Genomic DNA, 19,681 nt, shown 5'->3' with positions numbered 1-19,681 from the left:
AGGTCAGCCTTACCTTAGTTCAAGGGGCAAGTCGTCGCCACAGCAGGGTGCAACTCGTCGACAACCAGGGTTCAACCACCTTCGCGTACCACTGTAGTGAGCAAGAAGGAGTGTTGATCATGGCAACGAGAAGCACCGCGGTTCTGGCCTCCGGCACGGCCAGCACGGCCAAGCTCTTCGTGGCGGCCCTCGCCTTCACCGGAGCCTATGTCGGTTTCTCGGCCTACGACACCGCCAACTCCGCGCCACACCCGGCGCAGACGGTCACCCTGTCGGCCCGCGAGCTGCCCATCATCTCCCCGACCACCGCCCGGACGCCCCAGGCCGCCAAGCCGGGCAAGATCAGCGTCAGCGCGCTGCCGGTCGGCGACGCCGGGTGTGTCAAGACGTTCGTGGCCCGCAGTGTGGTGATCAACGCCGAGCCCGACCACACCGTCCTGTACGGCTGGGAGCTGTCCCGCTGGAGCCCCGGCACCAACACCTGGCACTCCTACTTCGTCAACTACGACGGCTTCGCCGGTAACACGAAGACCGTGCGCTGGAACCCCAGCATCACGAACAACCCCGGCTGGTATCGCATCGAGCTCACCGTCGAGGGCGCCAAGACCATCAAGAGCGACCGCTTCCAGGTGAGTTGCTGACCGACCGCCGCGCCGCCTCCACCCAGCGCGGCACGCCGACCCGCTCGGCCACCTCCAGCGCCTTCTCGTAGTGGGCCCGCGACGCGTCCGGCTGGCCCAGCCGCACCGCCAGGTCGCCGAGCGTCAGGGCCACCGGCCAGAGCGCCACGACCCCGGTGCCGGCGCCCGCGATGCGGTCGGCGAACGGCTTGAGCTTGTCGTAGCAGTCGATCATCCGTTCGCGGTCGTCGAGCAGCATCCCGGCCAGCGCCCGCCAGGTCATCGCCAGCTCGTACAGGAAGTCGGGCCGCACGGGCGGGCGTACGGCGGCCACGGCCTTGGCGTCGGCCACCCGGCCCGCGGAGGCGAGCGCCAGCGCGTAGGCGTCAAGGGTCCACTTCGCGCCCCGCTGGTGCTTCTCGGAGAGCAGCTCGACCGTCTCGGCCGCCCGGCCGTCGACCAGGTGCAGGCAGAACGTGGTGATCAGCGGCAGGTCCTGGCGGCCCTCCAGCATGCCCGCCCGCTCGGTCATCCTGGCCGCGTCGGCGTAGGCCCGCTCGGCGCCGCGGTAGTCGCCGGCGATCATCAGTCGCTGGCCGGAATACCAGGCGCAGACGGCCGCCGGCGCCGACAGGTCGTACTGTCTGGCCAGCCGGTCGGCCGCGGCGGCGTGCTCGTCGGCGATGGCGAACTCACCGCGGGCCGCCGCGCATTCGAGCAGCACCAGGTGGGCCAGCGCCTGCGTGGCCATCTGCCCGGAGCGCTGGGCGACCTCCAGCAGCTCGCGGCCGATGCTCTCGCGGGTGTCGACCGCCGGGATGTCGTAGGACTGCCGCAGCCGCCCGCTGAGGGCCGCCGCCAGCAGCGTCGGGTCGCCGCTCTGCCTGGCCAGCTCCAGCGCCTCCAGCGACGCCTGCCGCCCCCGCTCGGGCGAGGAGGAGCCCTCCAGCTCCAGCGCCAGCGTGGTGAGCAGGCTCGCGCGCAGCGTCTGCTCCCCTTCGGGGAGCTCCATCAGCGCCTTCTCGGTGACGTCGACGATCTCCCACGCGGTGCGGGTGAAGTCGCGGGCCATCCCCTTGTGCGGTACGGCGAGCGAGGCCGCCACCCGCGCGGTGATCTCCAGGTCGCCCAGCGGCAGCGCGGAGTCCATGGCCTGGCGGCGCAGCAGCCGCGCCGCGGTCATGTCGCCGCACAGCGCCAGGGCCCTGATCTGGCGGAGCATGAGCTGCAGCCGGTCCTTGGTGTCGCCGCCGGTGCGGTCGAAGGCCGCGATGGCCTGCTCCCACAGCGTGGCGGCCTCGCGGTGGGCGAACCTGCGCTCGGCCTGCTCGGCGGCCAGCCCGGCGTAGTGGACGGCCTTCTCGGCGGCGTCGGCGAGGAAGTAGTGGTGCGCCAGCGCCGCCACGTCGGACGGTGTGCGCCGCTCGATGACCGACGCGACCGCCGCGTGCAGCCGGGTGCGGCGCAGCCGGGAGGCGTCGGAGTAGATCGTGTCGCGCACCAGGTCGTGATCGAACCTGAGCAGCCCGGGCCCCGGCTCGGTCACCAGCCCGGCCAGCAGCGCCGCCTCGACCGCCTCCACCACGGCGTCCTCGTCGCCCGCCACGTCGACCAGCACGTCGACGTCGACGTCGCGGCCGATCACCGCCGCCTGCAACAGGATCTGCTGGGCTCCGGCGGGCAGCCGGGAGATGCGCCGCCGCAGCACGTCGCGCACCCCTGAGGGCACCCGCGACAGCACCTCGACCGCGCTGGCCCGGTCGGCCGCGCCCTCGGAGTCGAGCAGGCGTACGGTCTCGCGCACGAAGAACGGGTTGCCGCCGGTGCGCTCGACGATGGACTCGACCGCGTCCTCGTCGATCTCGCGCACGCAGGTGGCCCTGACCAGCTCGCCCACGGCCTTGGGGTCGAGGCCGGACAGCCCGACCCGCACCGGGCCGAGCCGGGCCAGCGCGGCCAGCACGTCGGACTGGCGGTCGTCGAGCTCGCTCTCCCTGCAGGTGACCACGAGCAGCACCCGGCTGGTGGCCAGCAGGCTGGGCAGCGCGCGCAGCAGCGCCAGCGTCTGGTCGTCGGCCCAGTGGAGGTCTTCGAGCGTGAGCAGCACCGGCGCGCGCCGCGCCACCCCCGCGAGGTAGCCGCCGACCGCCCGGTGCAGCCGGAAGCCGCCGGACACCTCGTCGTCGTCGGGATCGGGGTCGGCGTCGTCGAGCAGCGGCGCCAGCAGCTGGGCGTATTCGCCCGCGCCGGTCATCCCCACCAGGGCGCGCAGAATCTCCACCCACGCCCAGCCCGGCGGTGTCGCGCTGGAGTCGGGGCAGGCGCCGGAGGCGGTGATCCAGCCGTCATTGGTGAGCTTGCCGTCGAGCTGGCGCAGCAGCGTGGTCTTGCCCGCTCCCGCGACGCCCGCGACGATCGCCACCTGGAACCTGCCGGTGCGCGCGGCGGCCGTGGTGAGCCTGGCCAGCTCGGCGTCGCGGCCGACGAACGGCTCGGGCTCCAGTGGCGGCGGCTCGACCGGGGCGGCGGGCCGGGGCGGCCAGGTGTCGGTGGGCGCCTGCACGGGCCTGGACGGCCGTGGCGCGACGCTCAGCTCCAGCTCGGGCGCCTGGGCCAGGATGTCGGACTCCAGCTTGCGCAGCGCCGGCCCCGGGTCGATGCCCAGCTCGTCGGCCAGGATGCCCCTGGCCCGGCGCAGCGCCGCCAGCGCGTCGCCCTGCCGGCCGCAGCGGTAGAGGCCGAGGCCGAGCAGCCTCCAGCCCTCCTCGCGCAGCGGGTGCTCGGTGGTGAGCGCCTCCAGGTCGGGCACGGTCTCGGCGGGCAGGCCGAGGCGCAGCCCGGTGTCGGCGTGCCGCTCGCGCGCCACCAGCCGCAGCTCGGTCAGCCTGTTGACCTCGGCCTCCGCCCACTGCTGGTCGGCGAAGTCGGAGTAGGGGGTGCCCCGCCACAGGCCGAGCGCCTTCTCCAGGCGGGCGCGCGCGGACTGCGGATCGCCCTCTTCGAGGTGTTCGCCCGCCGCCCTGACCAACTGCTCGAACTTGAGCGCGTCGACCTGGTCGGGCGCCACCCGCAGCGCGTAGCCGGAGGCGACGGTCACCAGCAGGCGGTTGGGCCCGCCCCGCGGACGGCCCGGCTCCAGCACCCGGCGCAGCCGGGAGATGTAAACCTGGAGCCCCGACTGGGCTCCCTTGGCCGTGTCGTCATCCCACAAGTCGTAAAGGAGCGTGTCAACCGGCACGACCTGACCTCTGGCCACGAGAAGTCGGGCGAGGACGGCCCGCTGCCGCAACCCGCCGAGGTCGAGTTCGTCGTCGTGTTCGTACGCCTCGACTGGCCCCAGAACTCGGAACGCCACCATGTCAGCCGCCACGCTATGCGGGCTTCCGAATCAGGCACAAGGGCCGTGATTGATTAACGCCTGTTCGGTTTGGGATTGTCACTAGGGGGCCTTCGAGATCGCGGACGGGGGCTCCGCGTCGGCGTTCCTGGCGTTGCGCCTGCGCAGTAGCGCCCACGCGCCTAGAGCGAGGCCGCCGAACGGGATCTCGATAGTGTAAGTCCAGAAGCCGAAAAGCAGTGCGGTCGCCGTCGCCGGGGCGGGTGCCACGCCGAAGGCGTAGAGCAGCGCGGCCACGCCGCTCTCCATGATCCCCGCGCCGCTCGGGGTGACCAGTGCGCTGGTCAGCACGCGTGACAGGGCGAAGACGGCGATCGACTGGGCCAGCCCCGGATAGGCGCCGGTGGCGTGCATGCAGACGACCATGATCGCCCACTGGAAGCCCAGGAAGAAGACCATGGCCAGCGACAGGCCGATCGAGCGCGACTTCACGATCTCGGCGGTGTCCTTGCGCAGCCGCTCAAGCGCCTCGGAGGCGTGGAACTTCAGCCTGAGCAGGCGTACGAGGAAGTCGAGGCCCTTGCCCAGGAGGGCGGCGGCGCGGTCCCAGTAGAGGGCGGCGGCCACGACCAGGCAGAGCGCCAGGATCGACACCGCGCCCACCCAGCCGGCCTTAGCCACCGTCGGGTTGGGCGCCTTGCCGGCCGCCAGCAGCGCGATGATGCCGACGGCGGGCAGGATGAATCTGAACAGAGTGTTCCAGATGCCGCTGACCAGGGTCATCACCACGATCGAGCGGTTGGCGAACCCCCAGCCCCTGGTCATCGCGAACGTCAGCGCCACCCCGGCCGCGCCGCCGAACGGCAGCAGGTTGCTCACCGCGCTGCCCGCCGCGTTGAGCGAGAGCGCCTGCAGGTTGTTGAGACCCGGCAGCGAGTTGGTGAGCACGAAGGTGTAGGCCAGCAGGCTCAGCAGCCAGACCACGGTCATCAGGGCGATGGTGCCGAAGCTGAGGCTGTGGAAGAGCGCGCCGATCTCGCGCCAGGACACGGGCTTGCCGGTCAGCGAGTGGACGATCTGCGGCAGGTAGACCACGAGGGCCAGGGCCAGCGCCAGGGAGAGCGCCGACAGCGTGATCTGGAGCCATCTGTTCTTCATCGGGGTATAGTCTGCCGCTCGCGGGGGCGGCCCGGATCATACTGGGGACTTATTTCGGCCATTGGTCCAGAGGATGATTGAGGCGGGTGCCGGGTGGGAGATCACGCCGTACGTACCACTCGGTGCCGAAGACGAGCCGGTAGAGCGGGCCGGGCACCTTGAGCATCACGGCCAGCGTGCGGTCGCTGTCGCCGCCGGTCGCCTGGGAGGCGTGCGCGGACATGGACGCCCGCTTCTGTTTCGCATATTTCCGGACATTTACCCGGTGGGTGATCGTCTCACTCGCCGAGTAGGCGCTCTCGAAGGTCCGTACGTCGAACTCGGGCGGGAACCGGTAGAACTTCCCCGCCAGCTTCAGCAGCCTGACCAGCGGGTCGCGGTTGACCGTCGCCTCCAGCACGACCGCCGTGCCCGCGATCTCCGCCGCCCGCCGCCCCACCCGGTGCACCTGGACGTGGTCGGGATGGCCGTAGCCGCCGGCAGGATCGTAGATCGACAGCAGGTCCGCCTGCTCCTCCTCCAGGATGGCGGCCAGCTTTCCGGCGGCCTTCTCGGAGTCTGCGTCGATGAAGGCGTCGTCGGGCCGCTCCTCGGCGCTGCCGCCCTGCGGGCTCAGGCCCGAGTCGCCGTAGCCGAGGCACTCGACGCGGGCGCAGCCGAGCAGGGCCGCCGACTCGTACAGCTCCTTCAGGCGGGTCGCGCGCAACTCCTCGCCCGGCCCCATCTCGGCCAGGCCGCGCTCGCCGGCGGTCGCCACCACGAGGACCACGCGGTGTCCCTCGGCCGCGAGCATCGCCATCGTGCCGGCCGTCAGCAGGGCCTCGTCGTCGGGATGGGCGTGGAAGAACACAGCGGTACGTGGAGGCACAACGCCCAGATTAGTCTGGGAGGGGTGCGGATCTTTCACGTGAGTGACTGTTACCTGCCGCGACTCGGGGGGATCGAGGTTCAGGTCGCCGACCTCGTGCGTACGCAGCGCGAGGCCGGCCACGCCGTCGATGTGGCGACCGCGACCAAAGGAGAGGCGCTGCCCGGTGTACACAGGATCGTCGCCAAAATGCCCTTCGACCTGCCGGTCCACCCGTTCGGAGTGGGACATCTCACGCGGCGGCTGACCTCCTCGCGGCCCGACGTGGTGCACGTCCACATGGGCGCGGTCTCGCCGTTCGCCTGGATGGGGGTGCGGGCCGCGAAACGGGCCGCGATTCCCTGCGTCGTGACCGTGCACAGCATGTGGGATCCCGTCACGCGCGGCGTCTACCGGTTGCTGCGGCTGGTCTACGGCTGGCAGAGCTGGGGGCTGGTGGCCACCACGGTCAGCAACGCGGCGGCGGCCCCGATCCGGTCGGTCGCGGGGGAGGGGGTGCCCGTGCACGTGGTGTCCAACGGCCTCGACCTGTCGGGCTGGCGGTTGTTCTCCGGGTCGCCGCCGGAGCCGCGCGAGGAGGTGCACATCGTGGCCGTGGGCCGTCTGGCGCCGCGCAAGCAGCCGGTCCGGCTGCTCAAGCTGCTCGACATGGTCCGTTCCCGGGTCCCCGCGGGCATTCCGCTGCGCGCCACGGTGATCGGCGACGGCCCGGCGCGCGCCCAGATGGAGCGCTACCTGGCCAGGCACGGCATGACGGGCTGGGTCTCGCTGCCGGGACGCTACACCCGCGAGCAGATCGCCAAGGTGCTGGAGTCGGCCGACGTGTTCGTGGCGCCGGCGCCACGCGAGTCGTTCGGGATCGCCGCGCTGGAGGCCCGCGCCGCCGGGCTTCCCGTGGTGGCGCGGGCGCAGAGCGGGGTGGCCGACTTCGTCCGGCACGGCACGGAGGGGCTGCTCGGCCGCAGTCTGGGCGACCTGGCCGCCGCCGTGGCCCGCCTGGCCACGGATCCCGAGCTGCGGCAGCGCATGATCGCTCACAACCGCGCCGTCCCGCCGTCGGCGGGCACCTGGCCGACCGTCCTGGCGGGCTTCGACCGGGCGTACGCGGAGGCCATCGGATAAGCCGATCGGGTCATGTACGGCGTAGCACCACATAACCATCGCGGTCGAACACCTTCGTGTATCCCTCGGTCACCAGCCGGTCCACCTGGGCGCGCTGATCGTCAGGGGAGCCGAACGGGTACTGCCAGCGGGCCGTGTCGGCCGCCACCCACGCGGCGCCGCGCGGCTGCCCGGTCCAGAGCAGGACGGTGGTGCGGGAGGTCAGGGCCGGGCCGAGCGAGTTGGCGGCCTCCACGGTGACGCCCGTGGGCACCGCGGCCACCGCCGCGGCGGCCGATTCGGTCCTGATCTCCTCCGCCTTGTAGAAGGCCGGATGGTAGAGCTGGTCGAGGGCGAACTTCGGCACCAGGGTGAGCGCGACCACGAGCGCGCCCGCCGACCAGGCCAGCTTGAGCGAGCGGTCGTCGGCGCGCTTGACCCGGCGCAGCAGCCTGGACAGCCCGTCGACCCCCGCGAGGAGCAGGATCACCACGGTGAAGGCGTTGTACTGGAAGTCGGCCCGCCACCACGGCTCGCGGTCCGACAGCATGCGTTCGAGCACGTGCGGCAGCGCGACCAGCGACAGCGGCGACAGCAGGCAGAGCAGCAGCGTCGGCCAGGCCAGCAGGAATAGCGTGTCGACCTTGGTCTCCTCGCTGAACGGCAGCAGCAGCGCGTTCAGCGGGTCGCGCAGCAGCGTCAGGATCGCGCTCGGCGCGTCGGGCCCCAGGTGGTTGTAGGCCCAGAAGTCCTGGCTCTGGCCGCCGAGCAGCGAGATGAGCGCGCCCCGGGTGAGCATGACCCCGCCGAGGCCGATCGCGGCGCAGCACAGCCCGCGGAACCTGTCGCCGGTGAGGAAGAGGTAGAGGCCGAAGCCGATCACCGTGAGGCCCATGTCCTCCTTGACCAGGAGGAGCGCGCCCATCGCCGCGAAGGCGGGCAGCAGCCGCCCCGCGTGGTAGCGCTCGATCATGATCGCGGTGAGCAGCGGGACGAACATCACCTCGTGCGCGTCGAACGCGATCGCCTGTGCGACGGGCCACGACAGCGCGTAGGCCACGGCGACCAGGTAGGCCGGGGCGGTGCCCAGCATCCGCCTGGTGAACAGCCAGATGAACGGGATCGCGGCGGCGAACAGCAGCGCCTGCGCCACGATCAGCGAGGCCGGGCCGTCATGGATCCAGTAGAAGGGCGCCAGCAGCGCGTAGATGGGCGAGAAGTGGTCGGCGAGCTGGAGGTAGTCCAGCCCCCGGTCGTGGAAGGCGCCGACCATCGGGATGTACGGCGGCCGGAAGTGCGCGTAGTTGCGCACGGCCTGGTCCACGATCACCAGATCGAACGTGCTGGCGCGATAGGTGGCCAGCTTGACCAGGCCGAGTACGGCGTAGACGGCGGCCGAGACCACGGCGATCAGCCCGACGCGCAGGCGGTTCGGCGTGATCCGGGCCGTCCAACGGGCAGCGCCCGCTGCCAGAGCTTCCCCCGTCACGGGCAGCAAGCGTAGACCGATTCCCCCTGATCGCGTTCGCGGAAAAGTTCCCCCTGGACCGCGAACGCGACAAGGCCGCCGCGCCGAGCCGCCCCCCGCGGCCGGTGCGGCATGCCGACACAAGCGTCAGGTGCAGGCGCTCTGGATCTTCGTTACGAAGCTCTGCAACTTCTGGACAGAGTCCATCGAGCCGGTGGGATCCTTGGCGTCGATCTTGATGCCGTCGAGCCCGGTGGCAAGGTCATTGAGCGCGGCGGCGAGGTCGCCGTCGTACTTGCCGGCCAGGGTCTTCACCTTGGCGGCGGCCTCATCGCCGGCCTTCTCGAAGGCCTTGGGATCGGTCGCGGCCGAGGTCATGCTTCCGTTGAAGTCAGTCATGATCTTCGTGACTTCGCTGCCCATCTGGTTGCAGTCCACAGCGTTGCCGATGGCACCACAGGCGGTGGTGAGGCCGGCAAGAGAAAGCGTCGCGATCGCGATGGCGATGCGACGACGAGGGGGTGTCATTTCCGTGCCCTTCGTTGCGTTTAGCGACGAATCGACATTATGGAGTAATCCTTGACAAGTGCTTGCACCCCACTAGCACCATCAGTATCAAGTCGTTGTAAAGCGGGCGACCAACTCTTGACAGCTTCTGAGGCCGACCGGACGATGTCGCATATAGAGCAACTCGGTGCGTAATACGCAACAAGGGGTGCCGGTTGACCACATCGAGCTTGATCTCCACGCTGCCGGGTCACGCCTACACCGACCCCGCGACGTTCGCCGAAGAGCAGGCCAAGATCTTCGAGAGCCTCTGGTTCTGCGCGGTCCGGTCCGGCGAACTGGCCCGGCCGGGGACGTTCAGGACGGTCCAGGTCGGAAGAGAGAGCGTGCTCGTGGTCCGCGGCCGCGACGGCGAGCTGCGCGCCTTCCTCAACGTCTGCCGGCACCGCGGCGCCCGCCTCTGCCTGGAGGAGACGGGCGAGGTCAGGCGGACGATCAGGTGCGCCTACCACGCCTGGTCGTACGACCTGGACGGCCGCCTCGCCGCCGCGCCCAACCTGGCGAAGATGCCCGACATCGACCGGGTGGAGTACGGGCTGATCCCGGTGAGCCTGCGCGAGTGGCTCGGCTACGCCTGGGTCTGCCTGGCCGACGAGCCGCCGTCGTTCGAGGAGACGGTGACGAGCGCGGCCACCGAGCGCCTGGGTGATCCGGCCGCGATCGAGCACTACCACGTCGACAAGCTCGACCTCGGGCGCCGCATCGTGTACGACGTCAAGGCCAACTGGAAGCTCATCGTCGAGAACTTCATGGAGTGCTACCACTGCGCCACGATCCACCCGGAGCTGACGGCCGTGCTGCCCGAGTTCGCGGGCGGCTACGCCGCGCAGTATTACGTGGGCCACGGGGCGGAGTTCGCCGAGCGGGCCGAGGGGTTCACCGTGGACGGGAGCCCCGGGTTCGGCAAACTGCCTGACGTGTCGGCCAAGCAGGACCGGCGCTATTACGCGATCACCGTCAAGCCGCAGGTGTTCGTCAACCTGGTGCCCGACCACGTGATCCTGCACCGCATGGTGCCACTGGCCGCCGACCGGACGATCGTGGAGTGCGACTGGCTCTACCACCCCGACGTGGTCGCCTCCGGCGCCGACCTGTCGCTCTCGGTCGAGCTGTTCCACCGGGTCAACGAGCAGGATTTCGCCGCCTGTGAGCGGACCCAGCCCGGTATGTCGTCACGCGCCTACCGGGCGGGCGGGGTGCTGGTGCCGAGCGAGCACCACATCTCGATCTTCCATCAGTGGGTGAACCAGCGCTTACGCGGATAGCGGATCGCCAGGTTCCCGTACTTCGCCTGGCCGCTCACCACCACATAGAGGGCGCCCGGCTGGGGCCGGCCCGGCACCTCCGACGTCGCGGTGTTGCCCCACTCCGTGCGGAACCTGTCGATGTCGGCCGCGGCACCGTCGGGCAGCACGATCTTGGCCGAACCGTACTTGAGGTCGAGGTCGATCTCGACGACCGGATGGGAGATGACGGCCTCCGACAGGTCGAGTTCGACGCTGCCGTACTTGGAGGCGACCTTGAGCCGGCGGGGGACCGCCCAGTCGCCTGATCGCTTGATGTGGCCGTTCTTGGACTCCAGTTCCACCACCTCGTCGGCCACGGGCCCGTCCACCGCGGGCCCGTCAGCCGGTAGGTCGGCGGTCAGGTCGGCCAGATCGCCGTAGGTTCGCGCGGTGAGGGCCAGTTCGAGCCGGTCCTCAAGCTCCAACTGGGTGAGACGGCCTTCCATGAACGCGTCTTGGAGCTTTCGCGCGCTTCGCTCACGGTCCGCATCTGAGACGCGCATCTGTAAATCCGACATGTTCCGAGCATAGGTTCGCCTGCTTCAGAACGGGAGGCGTCGGCCGGAGGGCGTACGCAGATCGAGAGGGAGCGGCCGGGGGGAGGGCTTCGTCGGCCGGACGATCTGGAGTCTCTTCATAACACATGGATACCCAACGGATTGCCGTAAAGACCTCATGGCGAGGTAGCTTGAAGTGTGATGGCGGCGGATCCCTTCGTACACCCGGCACTCTTCTATCGAGGCGATCGGGAATATGTGGCGGCTACCACGGCTTTCGTCCGCGAAGGGCTAGATTCGGGAGAGCCCGTCGCCGTCGCGGTTCCGCCCAGGAATCTCGCCCTGATCAAGGCCGGGCTGGGGCGCGACGCCGACGAGGTGCTTCTGCTCGACATGACCAGCGCCGGGCGCAATCCCGGACGCATCATCCCCGCCGTGCTCCGCGAGTTCGCGGACCGCCACCCCGTCGGTCACGTACGGATCATCGGCGAGCCCATCTGGCCGGGCCGCACGGTGACGGAATATCCCGCCTGCGCCCAGCACGAAGCCCTGATCAACTACGCCTTCGCCGGGCGCCATGTCACGATCCTGTGCCCCTACGACCTCGACGGGCTCGACCCCGAGGTCATCCGCGAGGCCGAGCAGACCCATCCCGTGCTGCGCGACGGCTCCGGCGAGTGGCACAGCGGCGACTACGCGCCCCAGAAGGTCGTCGACGGGCACAACCAGCCGCTGGACGAGCCCGCCGACTTCCTCTCGCTCCGCTTCGACCACACCAACCTGGCCGCCGCGCGCGGGCTGGCCGCCGGGCGGGCCGCCGAGCTGGGGTTCAGCCGGGCCAGGCTCGACGACATCCGCCTGACGGTCGCCGAGCTGGGCGCCAACAGCCTCGATCACGGCGGCGGCGCCGGGCTGATCAGGGTCTGGGCCGAAGCCGACCGGCTGGTGTGCGAGGTCAGCGACTCGGGCCACATCATCGACCCGCTGGCCGGGCGGATGCCGGTCGATCCGCGCACTCCCGGTTCGCGCGGCCTGCTGATCGTCAACCTGCTCAGCGACCTGGTCCGCGTGCACACACGAGCGGGCGCCACCGTGATCAGGGTCTACTTCGACCTGCCCGCGGTGGTATAGCTGGCCCTACCTACCCTGAGGCGGCGGGCTAGACCCAGGGGTGGGTTCCCGCAGGTCAGTGGGCCGGTATCCGAAGTGCTACGACCTAGGTATTAAGGGGCGCTTCAGGGCCTGTTCGGGTCGATCTCCGATACTCCGGAAGCCCGTATTCCACGACCTTTGAAGCATGAAGGCATTGCTTGTCAGTGGATTCGCGGCCATCGGAACCGGCGCCGGCGCCATGCTCACCTTGCACGCGGAATCGGGGCTGGACCCCATGCACAGCGTGATCAGTGAGTACGCTTTTCAGCCCTTGGGATGGCTGCTGCCGACCTCGCTGACGCTGTTCGCGGTCGGCTCGGCACTGATCGCCGAGTCGCTGCGCCGGGCGGGCGCGAGTGTCTGGGTCGTGCTGCTGCTGCTGGCGTGGGGCGGGAGCATGTTCCTGATCGGTGCCTTCCCCACGGACCGGCCGGGGGTGCCGCTTTCGCTGTCGGGCGGCATCCATAGATATGCCGCCTTCGCCGCCTTCCTGGTGATGCCGGCCGCGGGAATGCTGCTGGCCAACGCGCGAGTCCGTTACGCCAGGGCCGTACGGGTCCTGAGCGCGGTGGCGCTGGGCGCGCTGCTGCTCGTCGTGGTCCCGTACGTCGTGCGGATGTTCGGCATCGAGTTGTCCAACGACGACATCCCCGCCGGGCTCACCCAGCGGGTCGTGGTCCTCACCGAGATCGGGGTGCTGGCCCTGGCCGGGATGTCGCTGCTCAAGCCTTCGGTTCAGCGCTCCCAGGGTGGCGTGTCGCCCATCTTGGCGTAGTACTTGGCCAGGTTCTTCTTGACCCTCTCGATGTCGCCCTGCGGGATCTTGACCCCGCCCCTGGCACCGTCCACGACCGCGGCGGCGGCGATCACGGCCCGTGGGACGACTTTCAGCTCACCACCGACGACGTCGGCGATCGGCAGCTTGTAGGCGCCGAACTCGTCGGCGTCGTCGCTGTCGTACCAGAGGAAGGCCTGGCGGTACTTCTCGTCGGGCTTCTTCTCAGCGTCCGCCCACTTACGCACCCGCTTGTCGGCCGCCGCCGCGTCCCATTCGCGGTCACGGTCGGCGAGAGGCAGGTCCCGGAACTGTGTGACAGTCATACCCGCTGGCTACCCGGCTCCAGGGCGTGAAACGGGCTGATCTGGAAAGAGCTCGCCTATGGAAGCAACTGAGCAGACCATTCTGATCGCGTACGACGGCTCCGACGACGCCAAGGCAGCGATCGCCTTCGCGGGCCCGCTGATGCCCGGCGCGCGCGCCGTCGTACTGACCGTGTGGGAACGCCTGGCGCTGGCCTCGGCGCGGGCGTCGGCCGGGCTGATGATGACCATCGACGATTCGCCCGTCGAGGACGAGGCCGTCGGACAGGCCATGAGAGAGCTCGCGTCGCAGGGCGCGGAGCTGGCCAGACAGGCGGGGTTCGACGCTTCGCCGCGGTGTGAGCCGGACGCGTTGTCCGTGTGGTCGTCCATCGTGGACGTGGCGAACGAGATCGAGGCCACGTTGATCGTCACCGGGACGCGGGGGCAGGGCGGGGTGAAGTCACTGCTGCTCGGGAGCACGTCCGACCGCGTGCTGCACCACGCGCGCCGGCCGGTGCTGGTGGTGCCCACGCCGGAGTAAGCGTCTCGCGCGCCGCGGACCGGGCCCGCGGCTGGGGCATACCCGTGCCGGGCGCGCAAGGTCCATCTGATGGGCAAGGGCGTGATCCGCTTTCACGCGGTGTACTGGCCCGCGATGCTGCTCGCGGCGGGCCTGCCGCTGCCCACCGAGATCTTCGTGCACGACTACCTGACCGCCGGCGGCCGCAAGAGCCCGGTGACAGGGAGACCTCGCTGGCGACGCTCGTCCATTGTTGACGGGGGGTAGGGGGCGGCCTAGGTTGGCGGCACCGACCAGCCGGTATGGAGGCGCTCATGCCCACCGTCAACACCGTTCGCGGTCCCGTCGACGTCGATGAGCTCGGTCAGACCCTGATGCACGAGCACATCTTCGTTCTCTCTACCGAGTTTCTCGACAACTACGGCAAAGGCGCTTGGTGGGACGAGGAGTTCCGGGTCACGGACGCCATCGGCAAGCTCAAGGCGGTGGCGGCGAAGGGCGTGCGGACGATCGTGGACCCGACGGTGTGGGGCCTCGGACGGTACATCCCCCGCATCCAGCGCATCGCCGCCGAAGTGCCGGATCTGCACATCATCGCCGCGACCGGCATCTACAGCTTCGAAGAGCTGCCTCACCAGTACGACTACCGCGGCCCCGGCCTGCTCCTGGACATGCCCGATCCGATGATCGACGATTTCGTACGCGACCTCACCGAGGGCATCGCCGACACCGGGGTCAAAGCGGCGTTCCTCAAGTGCGTGGTCGAGCAGAAGGGCCTGACGCCCGGGGTCGAGCGGATCGGCCGGGCCGTCGCGCGGGCGCACGTGCGTACCGGCGCGCCGATCACCGTCCACACGAACTCCTTCACGCAGAGCGGGCTGACCGCGCTCGACCTCTTCGCCAAGGAGGGCGTGGACCTGACGAAGGTGGTCGTCGGGCACGCGGGCGACACCAACGATCTCGACTACCTGATGCGTCTGGCCGACACGGGCGCCACGCTGGGGATGGATAGATTCGGGTTGGATGTCTACAATGCGACGTCCGACCGGGTGGCCACCATCGCCGCCCTCTGCCAGCGGGGATACGCTGATCGGATGGTCCTCAGCCACGACACCGCCTGCTTTATGGACTACTTTGTGGAGTCTTGGGATGACGCACTACGCACGATGGCGCCCAACTGGCGCTACGATCACATCCACGATGAGGTCTTGGCCGCACTGCTGGACTCGGGTGTGACCGGCGATCAGATCGAGCAGATGCTGGTGTCCAACCCAAGACGCTACTTCTCGTAAAGTGGTGGCATCGGGCGAGCAATGCGGGTAGGTGGAACTGGGTGACTTCGGAGCAGGCCTTGTCGATCAGCCTCGGGCTCCAGGGACCGTGTGTCATCGCCAGGCTCACGGGAGACTTCGACTTCGGGTCCGCGGCCGAGGTGCGTGATCGCGTCACCAAGGCGCTCGACCTGACCCAGCCACCCTTACTCGTCATCGACATGCAGGCGGTCAGCGTCTGCGATTCTTCCGGGCTTTCCGTGCTCGTTTATCTGCACAAGGCGGTGACCGCCTCCGGCGGCCGGCTGTTGCTTTCCGGGCTGAATGGCAGGTGTAAGCACCTTTTCGCGATCACCGCCCTCGACAAGTTCTTCGACATCCGCACCACCGCCGAACTCGCCATCGCGGAACTCAATGAACAGGGGAGTTCGCCGCCGTTTACCGGGTAGTCGCATTGGTATGTCGGCCGAAGAGCCCGACCTGCTCGGCATGTATCTGGAGCAGATCGGAAAGACACCATTGCTCTCCGCCGCGGACGAAGTGGACCTGGCACGACGGATCGAGGCGGGGCTCTACTCGGGCTACCTGATCAGCCGTGGCGAGGGCACACCGGAGCTCGAACACGTCCGCCGCGACGGGCAGCGTGCTAAGGACCTGCTCATCAGGTCCAATCTCCGGCTGGTGGTGGCCGCCGCCAGACGCTACGCCTTTCGTGGGCTCCCACTCCTCGACGTCATCCAGGAGGGCAATCTCGGGTTGATCAGGGCCGTGGAGAAGTTCGACTACAAACGTGGCTACAAGTTCTCCACCTATGGGATGTGGTGGATCCGCCAGGCCATCGAGCGCGGCATCCACGACAAGAGCCGCACCGTACGGCTGCCCACGCACGTCGCCGAAGAGCTGGCGCGACTGAGCAGAATCGCCCGGCAACTGGCCGCCGACCTGGGGCGCGAGCCCCGGGAGGCGGAGCTCGCCAAGGCCGCGGAACGCTCGCTCCGCCACGTCGCCGTGCTACGGCGGCTCGCCCAGGAGACGGTCAGCCTGGACGTGCCCGTCGGCGAGAACGGCGAGGGGAGCATCGGCGACATGATCCCCGACGAGGACGGTCTCCAGGTGCAGGAGTTCACGGAGCGCCGCGCGTTCAACGCCGAACTGCACCAGGTGCTCACCTCGCTCCCGCCGCGAGAGGCATTCGTCCTCAGACTCAGGTACGGCCTGGCGGGCAATGAAGCCCGCAGCTATACCGAAATCGCGGATCGTCTCGGGCTCACCAGAGAGCGCATCAGGCAACTGGAGAAACAGGCGCTGAAACGCCTGCGACAGCTGCGTCCATTGCTCGCCTGGGCTTCGTGACGAGAGGTAATACGAGAGGTAATAGGGGTGTGGTCGGAAGACCGATTGACTCGGTCATTTTCCTGACGGTTAATCGGGACCCTGATGCCGCTTTCAATGGCTTTCGACGGTTTTCGACGGGCGGAAGCAGCGGCATGTTGACGCTATGGGGGCAACATGGTCAAGGGTCTCGTCGTCTTCTTCTTGGCGGCCACGGTGGTGGCGGTGCTTGTGGCACCGGCCGCTGGGGACGCCGCTTCTCCGGCACCCGCCTTCACGAGGGTGGCCGCTTTCACGGGGGCTTCCGCTTTTGTCGGGGTGGCCGCGGGTCCGACGGCCACCCTCTCCAGCACCGCCAAGCCACACCTGGTCAAGTACAAGATCTACTTTGGCCGATGCAAGGACACGTGCCTGGTCAAGGTGCGGATCACCAACATCTCCCGCAAAACCCTCTATGCCGTCAGCCTGAACGCCCGGCTCAAGGTCAACGGCAAGAAGGTCGGGTCCTGCTACGACTACGTCGGCACCATCCGTGCCAAACGCACCCGCTGGGGGTCATGCACCGTCAGAACCCGTACGCTCTCGAACATGTGGAACCGGTGGCTCGACGGCGGGATCCGCTTCGACCGTGACGTCACCACGGTCGTGCACTCCGAGTATTACCGCTGACCAGGACGCCAGGGGTCGCACCCGGTCCGGCCCCTGACTGTCAGGAGGTGACCATCAGAGCGAGGCCGATGAGGACCACGACCGGGACGAGCCAGACCACGGCCTCTGCGGCGAACTCCTTGTACATTACGTTGATCTCCCTTGAGACGCCCGTGCGGGGGCGGCGGTAAAACGTCCAGTGCGCAGCATAGCCGCCCGTACCTACTCCTCCAGTTGTAGATGGTGATGTTCGTGGTTGCTGCTGCGACTTGCCGCTGGTAGCGGACTTGCTCGGGGTGCCCGTTCCATCTCGCTCTCTGAGAAGGGCTTGGCCCGCCTGTGGTTACCGGTCGTTCTGGACCATCTCGGGCCGCAGGTCCGATACGTGCACGATCAGGGCCCTGGCGAGGGTGTATTCCAGCGTGTGGCAGTCGGTCAGTGGGACGTCGTGGAGAGTCGGCGGACCGGAAGGGGAGACGACGATTCCTTTCACTCCCCATGGTTTGTAGTCGGGCGAGGTGTAGACGTGGGCCTGGTGCTGGAGACGCGGGCACGCGTCCAGCGCCTCGGGGATGCACCGCATGCATGTCGGTGGCTTGCTGAGGCGGCCGGTCGTGGCGTGCGTCTTCTCGTGGAAAACCCAGGACAGGCGCCCGGTACCGGGATCCAGCGCGGGACCTTCGCACACCTGGCACAGTCGGTGCAGCATGCATGCCCGCTGCCGGAGTGTGTGCATCTCCTGGTAGTTGACCTTCCCACGCCGATCGCACTTCTGCCGGGCCCACAGCACGGACAGGTTCCAATCGTCTGCCCGGGGATCGGTGTAGGACAATCGCCGCCCGCTCAGCGCCCACACGTCGTGGATGACGACCAGGTCGAGCGCGACGGTCTCCTTGTTGTAGGCGACGACGTACGGTACCCGGGCGGCAATCGTGGTCCCATGACTGTCCATGCCGGGAACGGTAGGAAGAGCCGCCCGGGAGCCACCATGGAGGTTGCGCGAAGTTGCTTGACGGCTCCGCGAAGTTGAGCGATGTTGTTGACGCAGGACGATGGAAGCTCGGACACGGAGCACCCGCCTCGCGGAACCTTGAGAGATCAGTCTCCGCCGAAAGGAACGGGTCATGGCACGTCGACTGCGCTTCAATGGCTCCGGCTCCGGTGAGGGCGGCTGTCCCGCCGTGCATGAAGACCTCGATACGGGCGAGATCATCGTCCACGGGCCGCGACTTACCGACCCCGACGTCATCGCCCAGCTTCAGCACCTCGACGAGGACGAGATCCCCATTGTGGTGCCGCGCAACACGCTGATCGATTTCGGTCCGCACGACCGGGACACCCAGCCACGCATCCTCGACCCGGAGCGATTCGCCCGTCTCTTCAAGAACTTCCAGCACAGCGCATGGCATCTGGAGGTGCGCGCACGCTACGCCTCCGACGAAGCCACCGAGACCTACGCCCAGTTCGTACGAGGTGAGACGCCCACTTGGGACCTCACCACCCCGTGGAGCACCACCATCCGCGCGAAGACCGAGGACGGCGCGGCCGTCGGCCGGGTGCGCATCGTCGACAACCCGCCCACCACGGGACAGCTGTACCTTCTCGCGCACGCGGCGAAGAACGCTGCTCTGGGCGAGGATGTTCGCAACATGTGGCGCGCGGATGCCGAGCGCGCGTACCTCCCGGACGAAGACTTCTGGATCTTCGACTCCCACATCGTCGCCCTGTGCCTCTTCGACGACGGCGACAACCTCACGGGCGCCGAACTGATCACCGAGCCGGCGGCCGTCAATCAGTACAACCGACTGCGTGACATCGCACAGCACTACGCGGTTCCCTACAAGGAGTTCGCGGCGAGGATGACCGCGAAGGAATAGCGGAAACACCAGTGAGCACCGACTATCAGGTAGCGCGCGAAGCCTTAGGCGCTCGGCTTCGGGAGATCAGGCTCTCAGCTCCTGGAGGTCGGCTCACCGGTGCACAACTCGCCGAGAAGCACGGATGGAACAAGTCCAAGGTCAGTCGGCTGGAGAACGGCAAGCAGACTCCCACCCCCGACGATCTGCGGGTGTGGGTAGACGCGTGTGGACAGCCCGCGACGTATGACGAACTGCTCGCCAAACTACGAGGATTCGAGTCGCATATCAGGTCTTGGCGCCGCCAGCTCTCCGCAGGTCACAGGCCCGTCCAGGACGTACACAACGAGGCCCAGGCGAATGCCGTAGTGCTGCGCGCGTGGGAGTCCTCATGGATCGTCGGCATTCTTCAGACGCCCGACTATGCACGCGCCGTGCTCACTCGCTTCGCCGAACTGCACAAATCGCCGCGCGATACCGAGGAAGCCGTCCGGTCTCGGATGAAACGACAAGAGCTTCTCTACAATGGAGGCAGGCGTTATCACATCATCCTCTGGGAACCAGTGCTTCGCGCCCTGATCTGCCCGCCTTCAGTACTCGCCATGCAGCTTGACCGCCTCATGGGTGTCATCGGTATGGACACCGTAGAGCTGGGCATCGTGCCACTGAGTGCCTCGCTGAAGATCCCGCCCGGAGCCGGCTTCTGGATCTACGACGATCGCCAAGTAGTCACCGAAACATGGCATGCCGAACTGTGGCTCGACGATGCGAGCAGCGTCGAGACCTACCTGCGCACCTGGAAGACGCTCCAGGAGTCCGCGGTGTACGGTGCCGACGCGCACAACGTGATCAATGCAGCGCGACGAGCACTCGCCTCGCGTTGAAGCTGCCTGTCCTCCGCGTATTTACGGGCCATT

21 protein-coding genes are annotated in these 19,681 nt (G+C 68.4%); 13 read left to right on the top strand and 8 right to left on the bottom strand.

Going from position 1 to position 19,681, the window contains the following annotated elements:
• Nucleotides 1-119: 119 nt before the first annotated feature.
• The gene (locus AB0B64_RS16330; RefSeq protein ID WP_358178162.1) at nucleotides 120-641 is read left to right on the top strand and encodes a hypothetical protein; all 522 of its coding nucleotides are present in this window, start codon (nucleotides 120-122) and stop codon (nucleotides 639-641) included.
• Here the strand turns inward: AB0B64_RS16330 and AB0B64_RS16325 are convergent.
• From AB0B64_RS16325 to AB0B64_RS16315, 3 genes are all read right to left on the bottom strand, one after another.
• Nucleotides 610-3,978, bottom strand: a complete 3,369-nt coding sequence (locus AB0B64_RS16325; protein ID WP_358178160.1) for a BTAD domain-containing putative transcriptional regulator — start codon at nucleotides 3,976-3,978, stop codon at nucleotides 610-612. The genes AB0B64_RS16330 and AB0B64_RS16325 overlap by 32 nt on opposite strands.
• Nucleotides 3,979-4,059: 81 nt before the next feature.
• Nucleotides 4,060-5,115 (bottom strand): lysylphosphatidylglycerol synthase domain-containing protein, encoded by a 1,056-nt coding sequence (locus tag AB0B64_RS16320; protein ID WP_357955974.1) that lies wholly within the window; start codon nucleotides 5,113-5,115, stop codon nucleotides 4,060-4,062.
• 49 nt (nucleotides 5,116-5,164) lie between these two features.
• Nucleotides 5,165-5,983: a PIG-L family deacetylase gene (locus AB0B64_RS16315; protein ID WP_357955972.1), complete on the bottom strand. Its 819-nt coding sequence runs from the start codon at nucleotides 5,981-5,983 to the stop codon at nucleotides 5,165-5,167.
• A 39-nt stretch (nucleotides 5,984-6,022) separates the two neighbouring features.
• On the opposite strand from AB0B64_RS16315, the gene AB0B64_RS16310 reads away from it, so the two are divergent.
• Nucleotides 6,023-7,105 (top strand): glycosyltransferase family 4 protein, encoded by a 1,083-nt coding sequence (locus AB0B64_RS16310; RefSeq protein ID WP_358178158.1) that lies wholly within the window; start codon nucleotides 6,023-6,025, stop codon nucleotides 7,103-7,105.
• Between the two features lie 10 nt (nucleotides 7,106-7,115).
• Here the strand turns inward: AB0B64_RS16310 and AB0B64_RS16305 are convergent, their stop codons facing one another.
• Nucleotides 7,116-8,573 carry a DUF2079 domain-containing protein gene (locus tag AB0B64_RS16305; protein WP_358178155.1) on the bottom strand — a complete coding sequence of 486 codons (1,458 nt, stop codon included), beginning with the start codon at nucleotides 8,571-8,573 and terminating at the stop codon, nucleotides 7,116-7,118.
• Nucleotides 8,574-8,699: 126 nt separating this feature from the next.
• Nucleotides 8,700-9,080 carry a hypothetical protein gene (locus AB0B64_RS16300; protein ID WP_357955966.1) on the bottom strand — a complete coding sequence of 127 codons (381 nt, stop codon included), beginning with the start codon at nucleotides 9,078-9,080 and terminating at the stop codon, nucleotides 8,700-8,702.
• 194 nt (nucleotides 9,081-9,274) lie between these two features.
• Between AB0B64_RS16300 and AB0B64_RS16295 the strand changes: the two genes are divergently transcribed.
• Nucleotides 9,275-10,384, top strand: a complete 1,110-nt coding sequence (locus AB0B64_RS16295) for an aromatic ring-hydroxylating dioxygenase subunit alpha (RefSeq protein WP_358178152.1) — start codon at nucleotides 9,275-9,277, stop codon at nucleotides 10,382-10,384.
• Here the strand turns inward: AB0B64_RS16295 and AB0B64_RS16290 are convergent.
• A complete protein-coding gene (locus tag AB0B64_RS16290) occupies nucleotides 10,354-10,908 on the bottom strand; it encodes a DUF1707 domain-containing protein (RefSeq protein ID WP_357956327.1) in 555 nt (184 codons plus the stop codon). The two genes, AB0B64_RS16295 and AB0B64_RS16290, sit on opposite strands and share 31 nt — an antisense overlap.
• Nucleotides 10,909-11,103: 195 nt before the next feature.
• Between AB0B64_RS16290 and AB0B64_RS16285 the strand changes: the two genes are divergently transcribed.
• Both AB0B64_RS16285 and AB0B64_RS16280 read left to right on the top strand, forming a co-directional pair.
• Nucleotides 11,104-12,033, top strand: coding sequence for an anti-sigma factor RsbA family regulatory protein (locus AB0B64_RS16285; protein WP_357955962.1), 930 nt, complete (start codon nucleotides 11,104-11,106; stop codon nucleotides 12,031-12,033).
• A gap of 166 nt (nucleotides 12,034-12,199) precedes the next feature.
• Nucleotides 12,200-12,829, top strand: coding sequence for a DUF998 domain-containing protein (locus AB0B64_RS16280; RefSeq protein ID WP_357955961.1), 630 nt, complete (start codon nucleotides 12,200-12,202; stop codon nucleotides 12,827-12,829).
• On the opposite strand, the gene AB0B64_RS16275 is transcribed toward AB0B64_RS16280, so the two are convergent.
• A complete protein-coding gene (locus AB0B64_RS16275; RefSeq protein WP_357955959.1) occupies nucleotides 12,790-13,155 on the bottom strand; it encodes a hypothetical protein in 366 nt (121 codons plus the stop codon). The two genes, AB0B64_RS16280 and AB0B64_RS16275, sit on opposite strands and share 40 nt — an antisense overlap.
• Nucleotides 13,156-13,213: 58 nt before the next feature.
• Between AB0B64_RS16275 and AB0B64_RS16270 the strand changes: the two genes are divergently transcribed.
• The 6 genes from AB0B64_RS16270 to AB0B64_RS16245 all read left to right on the top strand — a co-directional run bounded on the left by AB0B64_RS16270 (nucleotide 13,214) and on the right by AB0B64_RS16245 (nucleotide 16,929).
• Nucleotides 13,214-13,678, top strand: coding sequence for a universal stress protein (locus AB0B64_RS16270; protein WP_357955957.1), 465 nt, complete (start codon nucleotides 13,214-13,216; stop codon nucleotides 13,676-13,678).
• Nucleotides 13,679-13,747: 69 nt separating this feature from the next.
• Nucleotides 13,748-13,924, top strand: coding sequence for a class I tRNA ligase family protein (locus AB0B64_RS16265; protein WP_357955955.1), 177 nt, complete (start codon nucleotides 13,748-13,750; stop codon nucleotides 13,922-13,924).
• Nucleotides 13,925-13,971: 47 nt separating this feature from the next.
• Nucleotides 13,972-14,949 carry a phosphotriesterase-related protein gene (locus tag AB0B64_RS16260; RefSeq protein WP_358178149.1) on the top strand — a complete coding sequence of 326 codons (978 nt, stop codon included), beginning with the start codon at nucleotides 13,972-13,974 and terminating at the stop codon, nucleotides 14,947-14,949.
• Between the two features lie 41 nt (nucleotides 14,950-14,990).
• The gene (locus tag AB0B64_RS16255; protein WP_357955951.1) at nucleotides 14,991-15,377 is read left to right on the top strand and encodes an STAS domain-containing protein; all 387 of its coding nucleotides are present in this window, start codon (nucleotides 14,991-14,993) and stop codon (nucleotides 15,375-15,377) included.
• Nucleotides 15,378-15,387: 10 nt separating this feature from the next.
• Nucleotides 15,388-16,281 carry a sigma-70 family RNA polymerase sigma factor gene (locus tag AB0B64_RS16250; RefSeq protein ID WP_357955949.1) on the top strand — a complete coding sequence of 298 codons (894 nt, stop codon included), beginning with the start codon at nucleotides 15,388-15,390 and terminating at the stop codon, nucleotides 16,279-16,281.
• 156 nt (nucleotides 16,282-16,437) lie between these two features.
• Entirely contained in the window at nucleotides 16,438-16,929 is a 492-nt protein-coding gene (locus AB0B64_RS16245) for a hypothetical protein (RefSeq protein ID WP_358178146.1), read from the top strand.
• Between the two features lie 322 nt (nucleotides 16,930-17,251).
• Here the strand turns inward: AB0B64_RS16245 and AB0B64_RS16240 are convergent, their stop codons facing one another.
• Nucleotides 17,252-17,860 carry a hypothetical protein gene (locus AB0B64_RS16240; protein WP_358178143.1) on the bottom strand — a complete coding sequence of 203 codons (609 nt, stop codon included), beginning with the start codon at nucleotides 17,858-17,860 and terminating at the stop codon, nucleotides 17,252-17,254.
• A gap of 172 nt (nucleotides 17,861-18,032) precedes the next feature.
• Here AB0B64_RS16240 and AB0B64_RS16235 point away from each other — a divergent pair, with 172 nt between their 5' ends.
• Together AB0B64_RS16235 and AB0B64_RS16230 are read left to right on the top strand one after the other, a co-directional pair.
• Nucleotides 18,033-18,785: a DUF6879 family protein gene (locus AB0B64_RS16235; RefSeq protein ID WP_358178140.1), complete on the top strand. Its 753-nt coding sequence runs from the start codon at nucleotides 18,033-18,035 to the stop codon at nucleotides 18,783-18,785.
• Nucleotides 18,786-18,796: 11 nt separating this feature from the next.
• Entirely contained in the window at nucleotides 18,797-19,648 is an 852-nt protein-coding gene (locus AB0B64_RS16230) for a helix-turn-helix transcriptional regulator (protein WP_358178137.1), read from the top strand.
• The last annotated feature ends 33 nt before the right edge of the window (nucleotides 19,649-19,681 follow it).

The sequence above is a fragment of the Nonomuraea sp. NPDC049129 genome (assembly GCF_040648495.1).
Taxonomy (GTDB): domain Bacteria; phylum Actinomycetota; class Actinomycetes; order Streptosporangiales; family Streptosporangiaceae; genus Nonomuraea.
The sequence above is the reverse complement of the archived record's forward strand: the minus strand, read 5'-3'. Positions and strand labels throughout refer to the sequence as shown.

Excerpts from the sequence above, each read along its gene's own strand:
- AB0B64_RS16235 (WP_358178140.1), top strand. The coding sequence starts at position 18,033 with ATGGCACGTCGACTGCGCTTCAATGGCTCCGGCTCCGGTGAGGGCGGC.
- AB0B64_RS16250 (WP_357955949.1), top strand. The coding sequence starts at position 15,388 with ATGTCGGCCGAAGAGCCCGACCTGCTCGGCATGTATCTGGAGCAGATC.
- AB0B64_RS16275 (WP_357955959.1), bottom strand. The coding sequence starts at position 13,155 with ATGACTGTCACACAGTTCCGGGACCTGCCTCTCGCCGACCGTGACCGC.
- AB0B64_RS16290 (WP_357956327.1), bottom strand. The coding sequence starts at position 10,908 with ATGCGCGTCTCAGATGCGGACCGTGAGCGAAGCGCGCGAAAGCTCCAA.
- AB0B64_RS16280 (WP_357955961.1), top strand. The coding sequence starts at position 12,200 with ATGAAGGCATTGCTTGTCAGTGGATTCGCGGCCATCGGAACCGGCGCC.
- AB0B64_RS16265 (WP_357955955.1), top strand. The coding sequence starts at position 13,748 with ATGGGCAAGGGCGTGATCCGCTTTCACGCGGTGTACTGGCCCGCGATG.
- AB0B64_RS16285 (WP_357955962.1), top strand. The coding sequence starts at position 11,104 with ATGGCGGCGGATCCCTTCGTACACCCGGCACTCTTCTATCGAGGCGAT.
- AB0B64_RS16260 (WP_358178149.1), top strand. The coding sequence starts at position 13,972 with ATGCCCACCGTCAACACCGTTCGCGGTCCCGTCGACGTCGATGAGCTC.
- AB0B64_RS16330 (WP_358178162.1), top strand. The coding sequence starts at position 120 with ATGGCAACGAGAAGCACCGCGGTTCTGGCCTCCGGCACGGCCAGCACG.
- AB0B64_RS16325 (WP_358178160.1), bottom strand. The coding sequence starts at position 3,978 with ATGGTGGCGTTCCGAGTTCTGGGGCCAGTCGAGGCGTACGAACACGAC.
- AB0B64_RS16320 (WP_357955974.1), bottom strand. The coding sequence starts at position 5,115 with ATGAAGAACAGATGGCTCCAGATCACGCTGTCGGCGCTCTCCCTGGCG.
- AB0B64_RS16300 (WP_357955966.1), bottom strand. The coding sequence starts at position 9,080 with ATGACACCCCCTCGTCGTCGCATCGCCATCGCGATCGCGACGCTTTCT.
- AB0B64_RS16245 (WP_358178146.1), top strand. The coding sequence starts at position 16,438 with ATGGTCAAGGGTCTCGTCGTCTTCTTCTTGGCGGCCACGGTGGTGGCG.
- AB0B64_RS16240 (WP_358178143.1), bottom strand. The coding sequence starts at position 17,860 with ATGGACAGTCATGGGACCACGATTGCCGCCCGGGTACCGTACGTCGTC.
- AB0B64_RS16270 (WP_357955957.1), top strand. The coding sequence starts at position 13,214 with ATGGAAGCAACTGAGCAGACCATTCTGATCGCGTACGACGGCTCCGAC.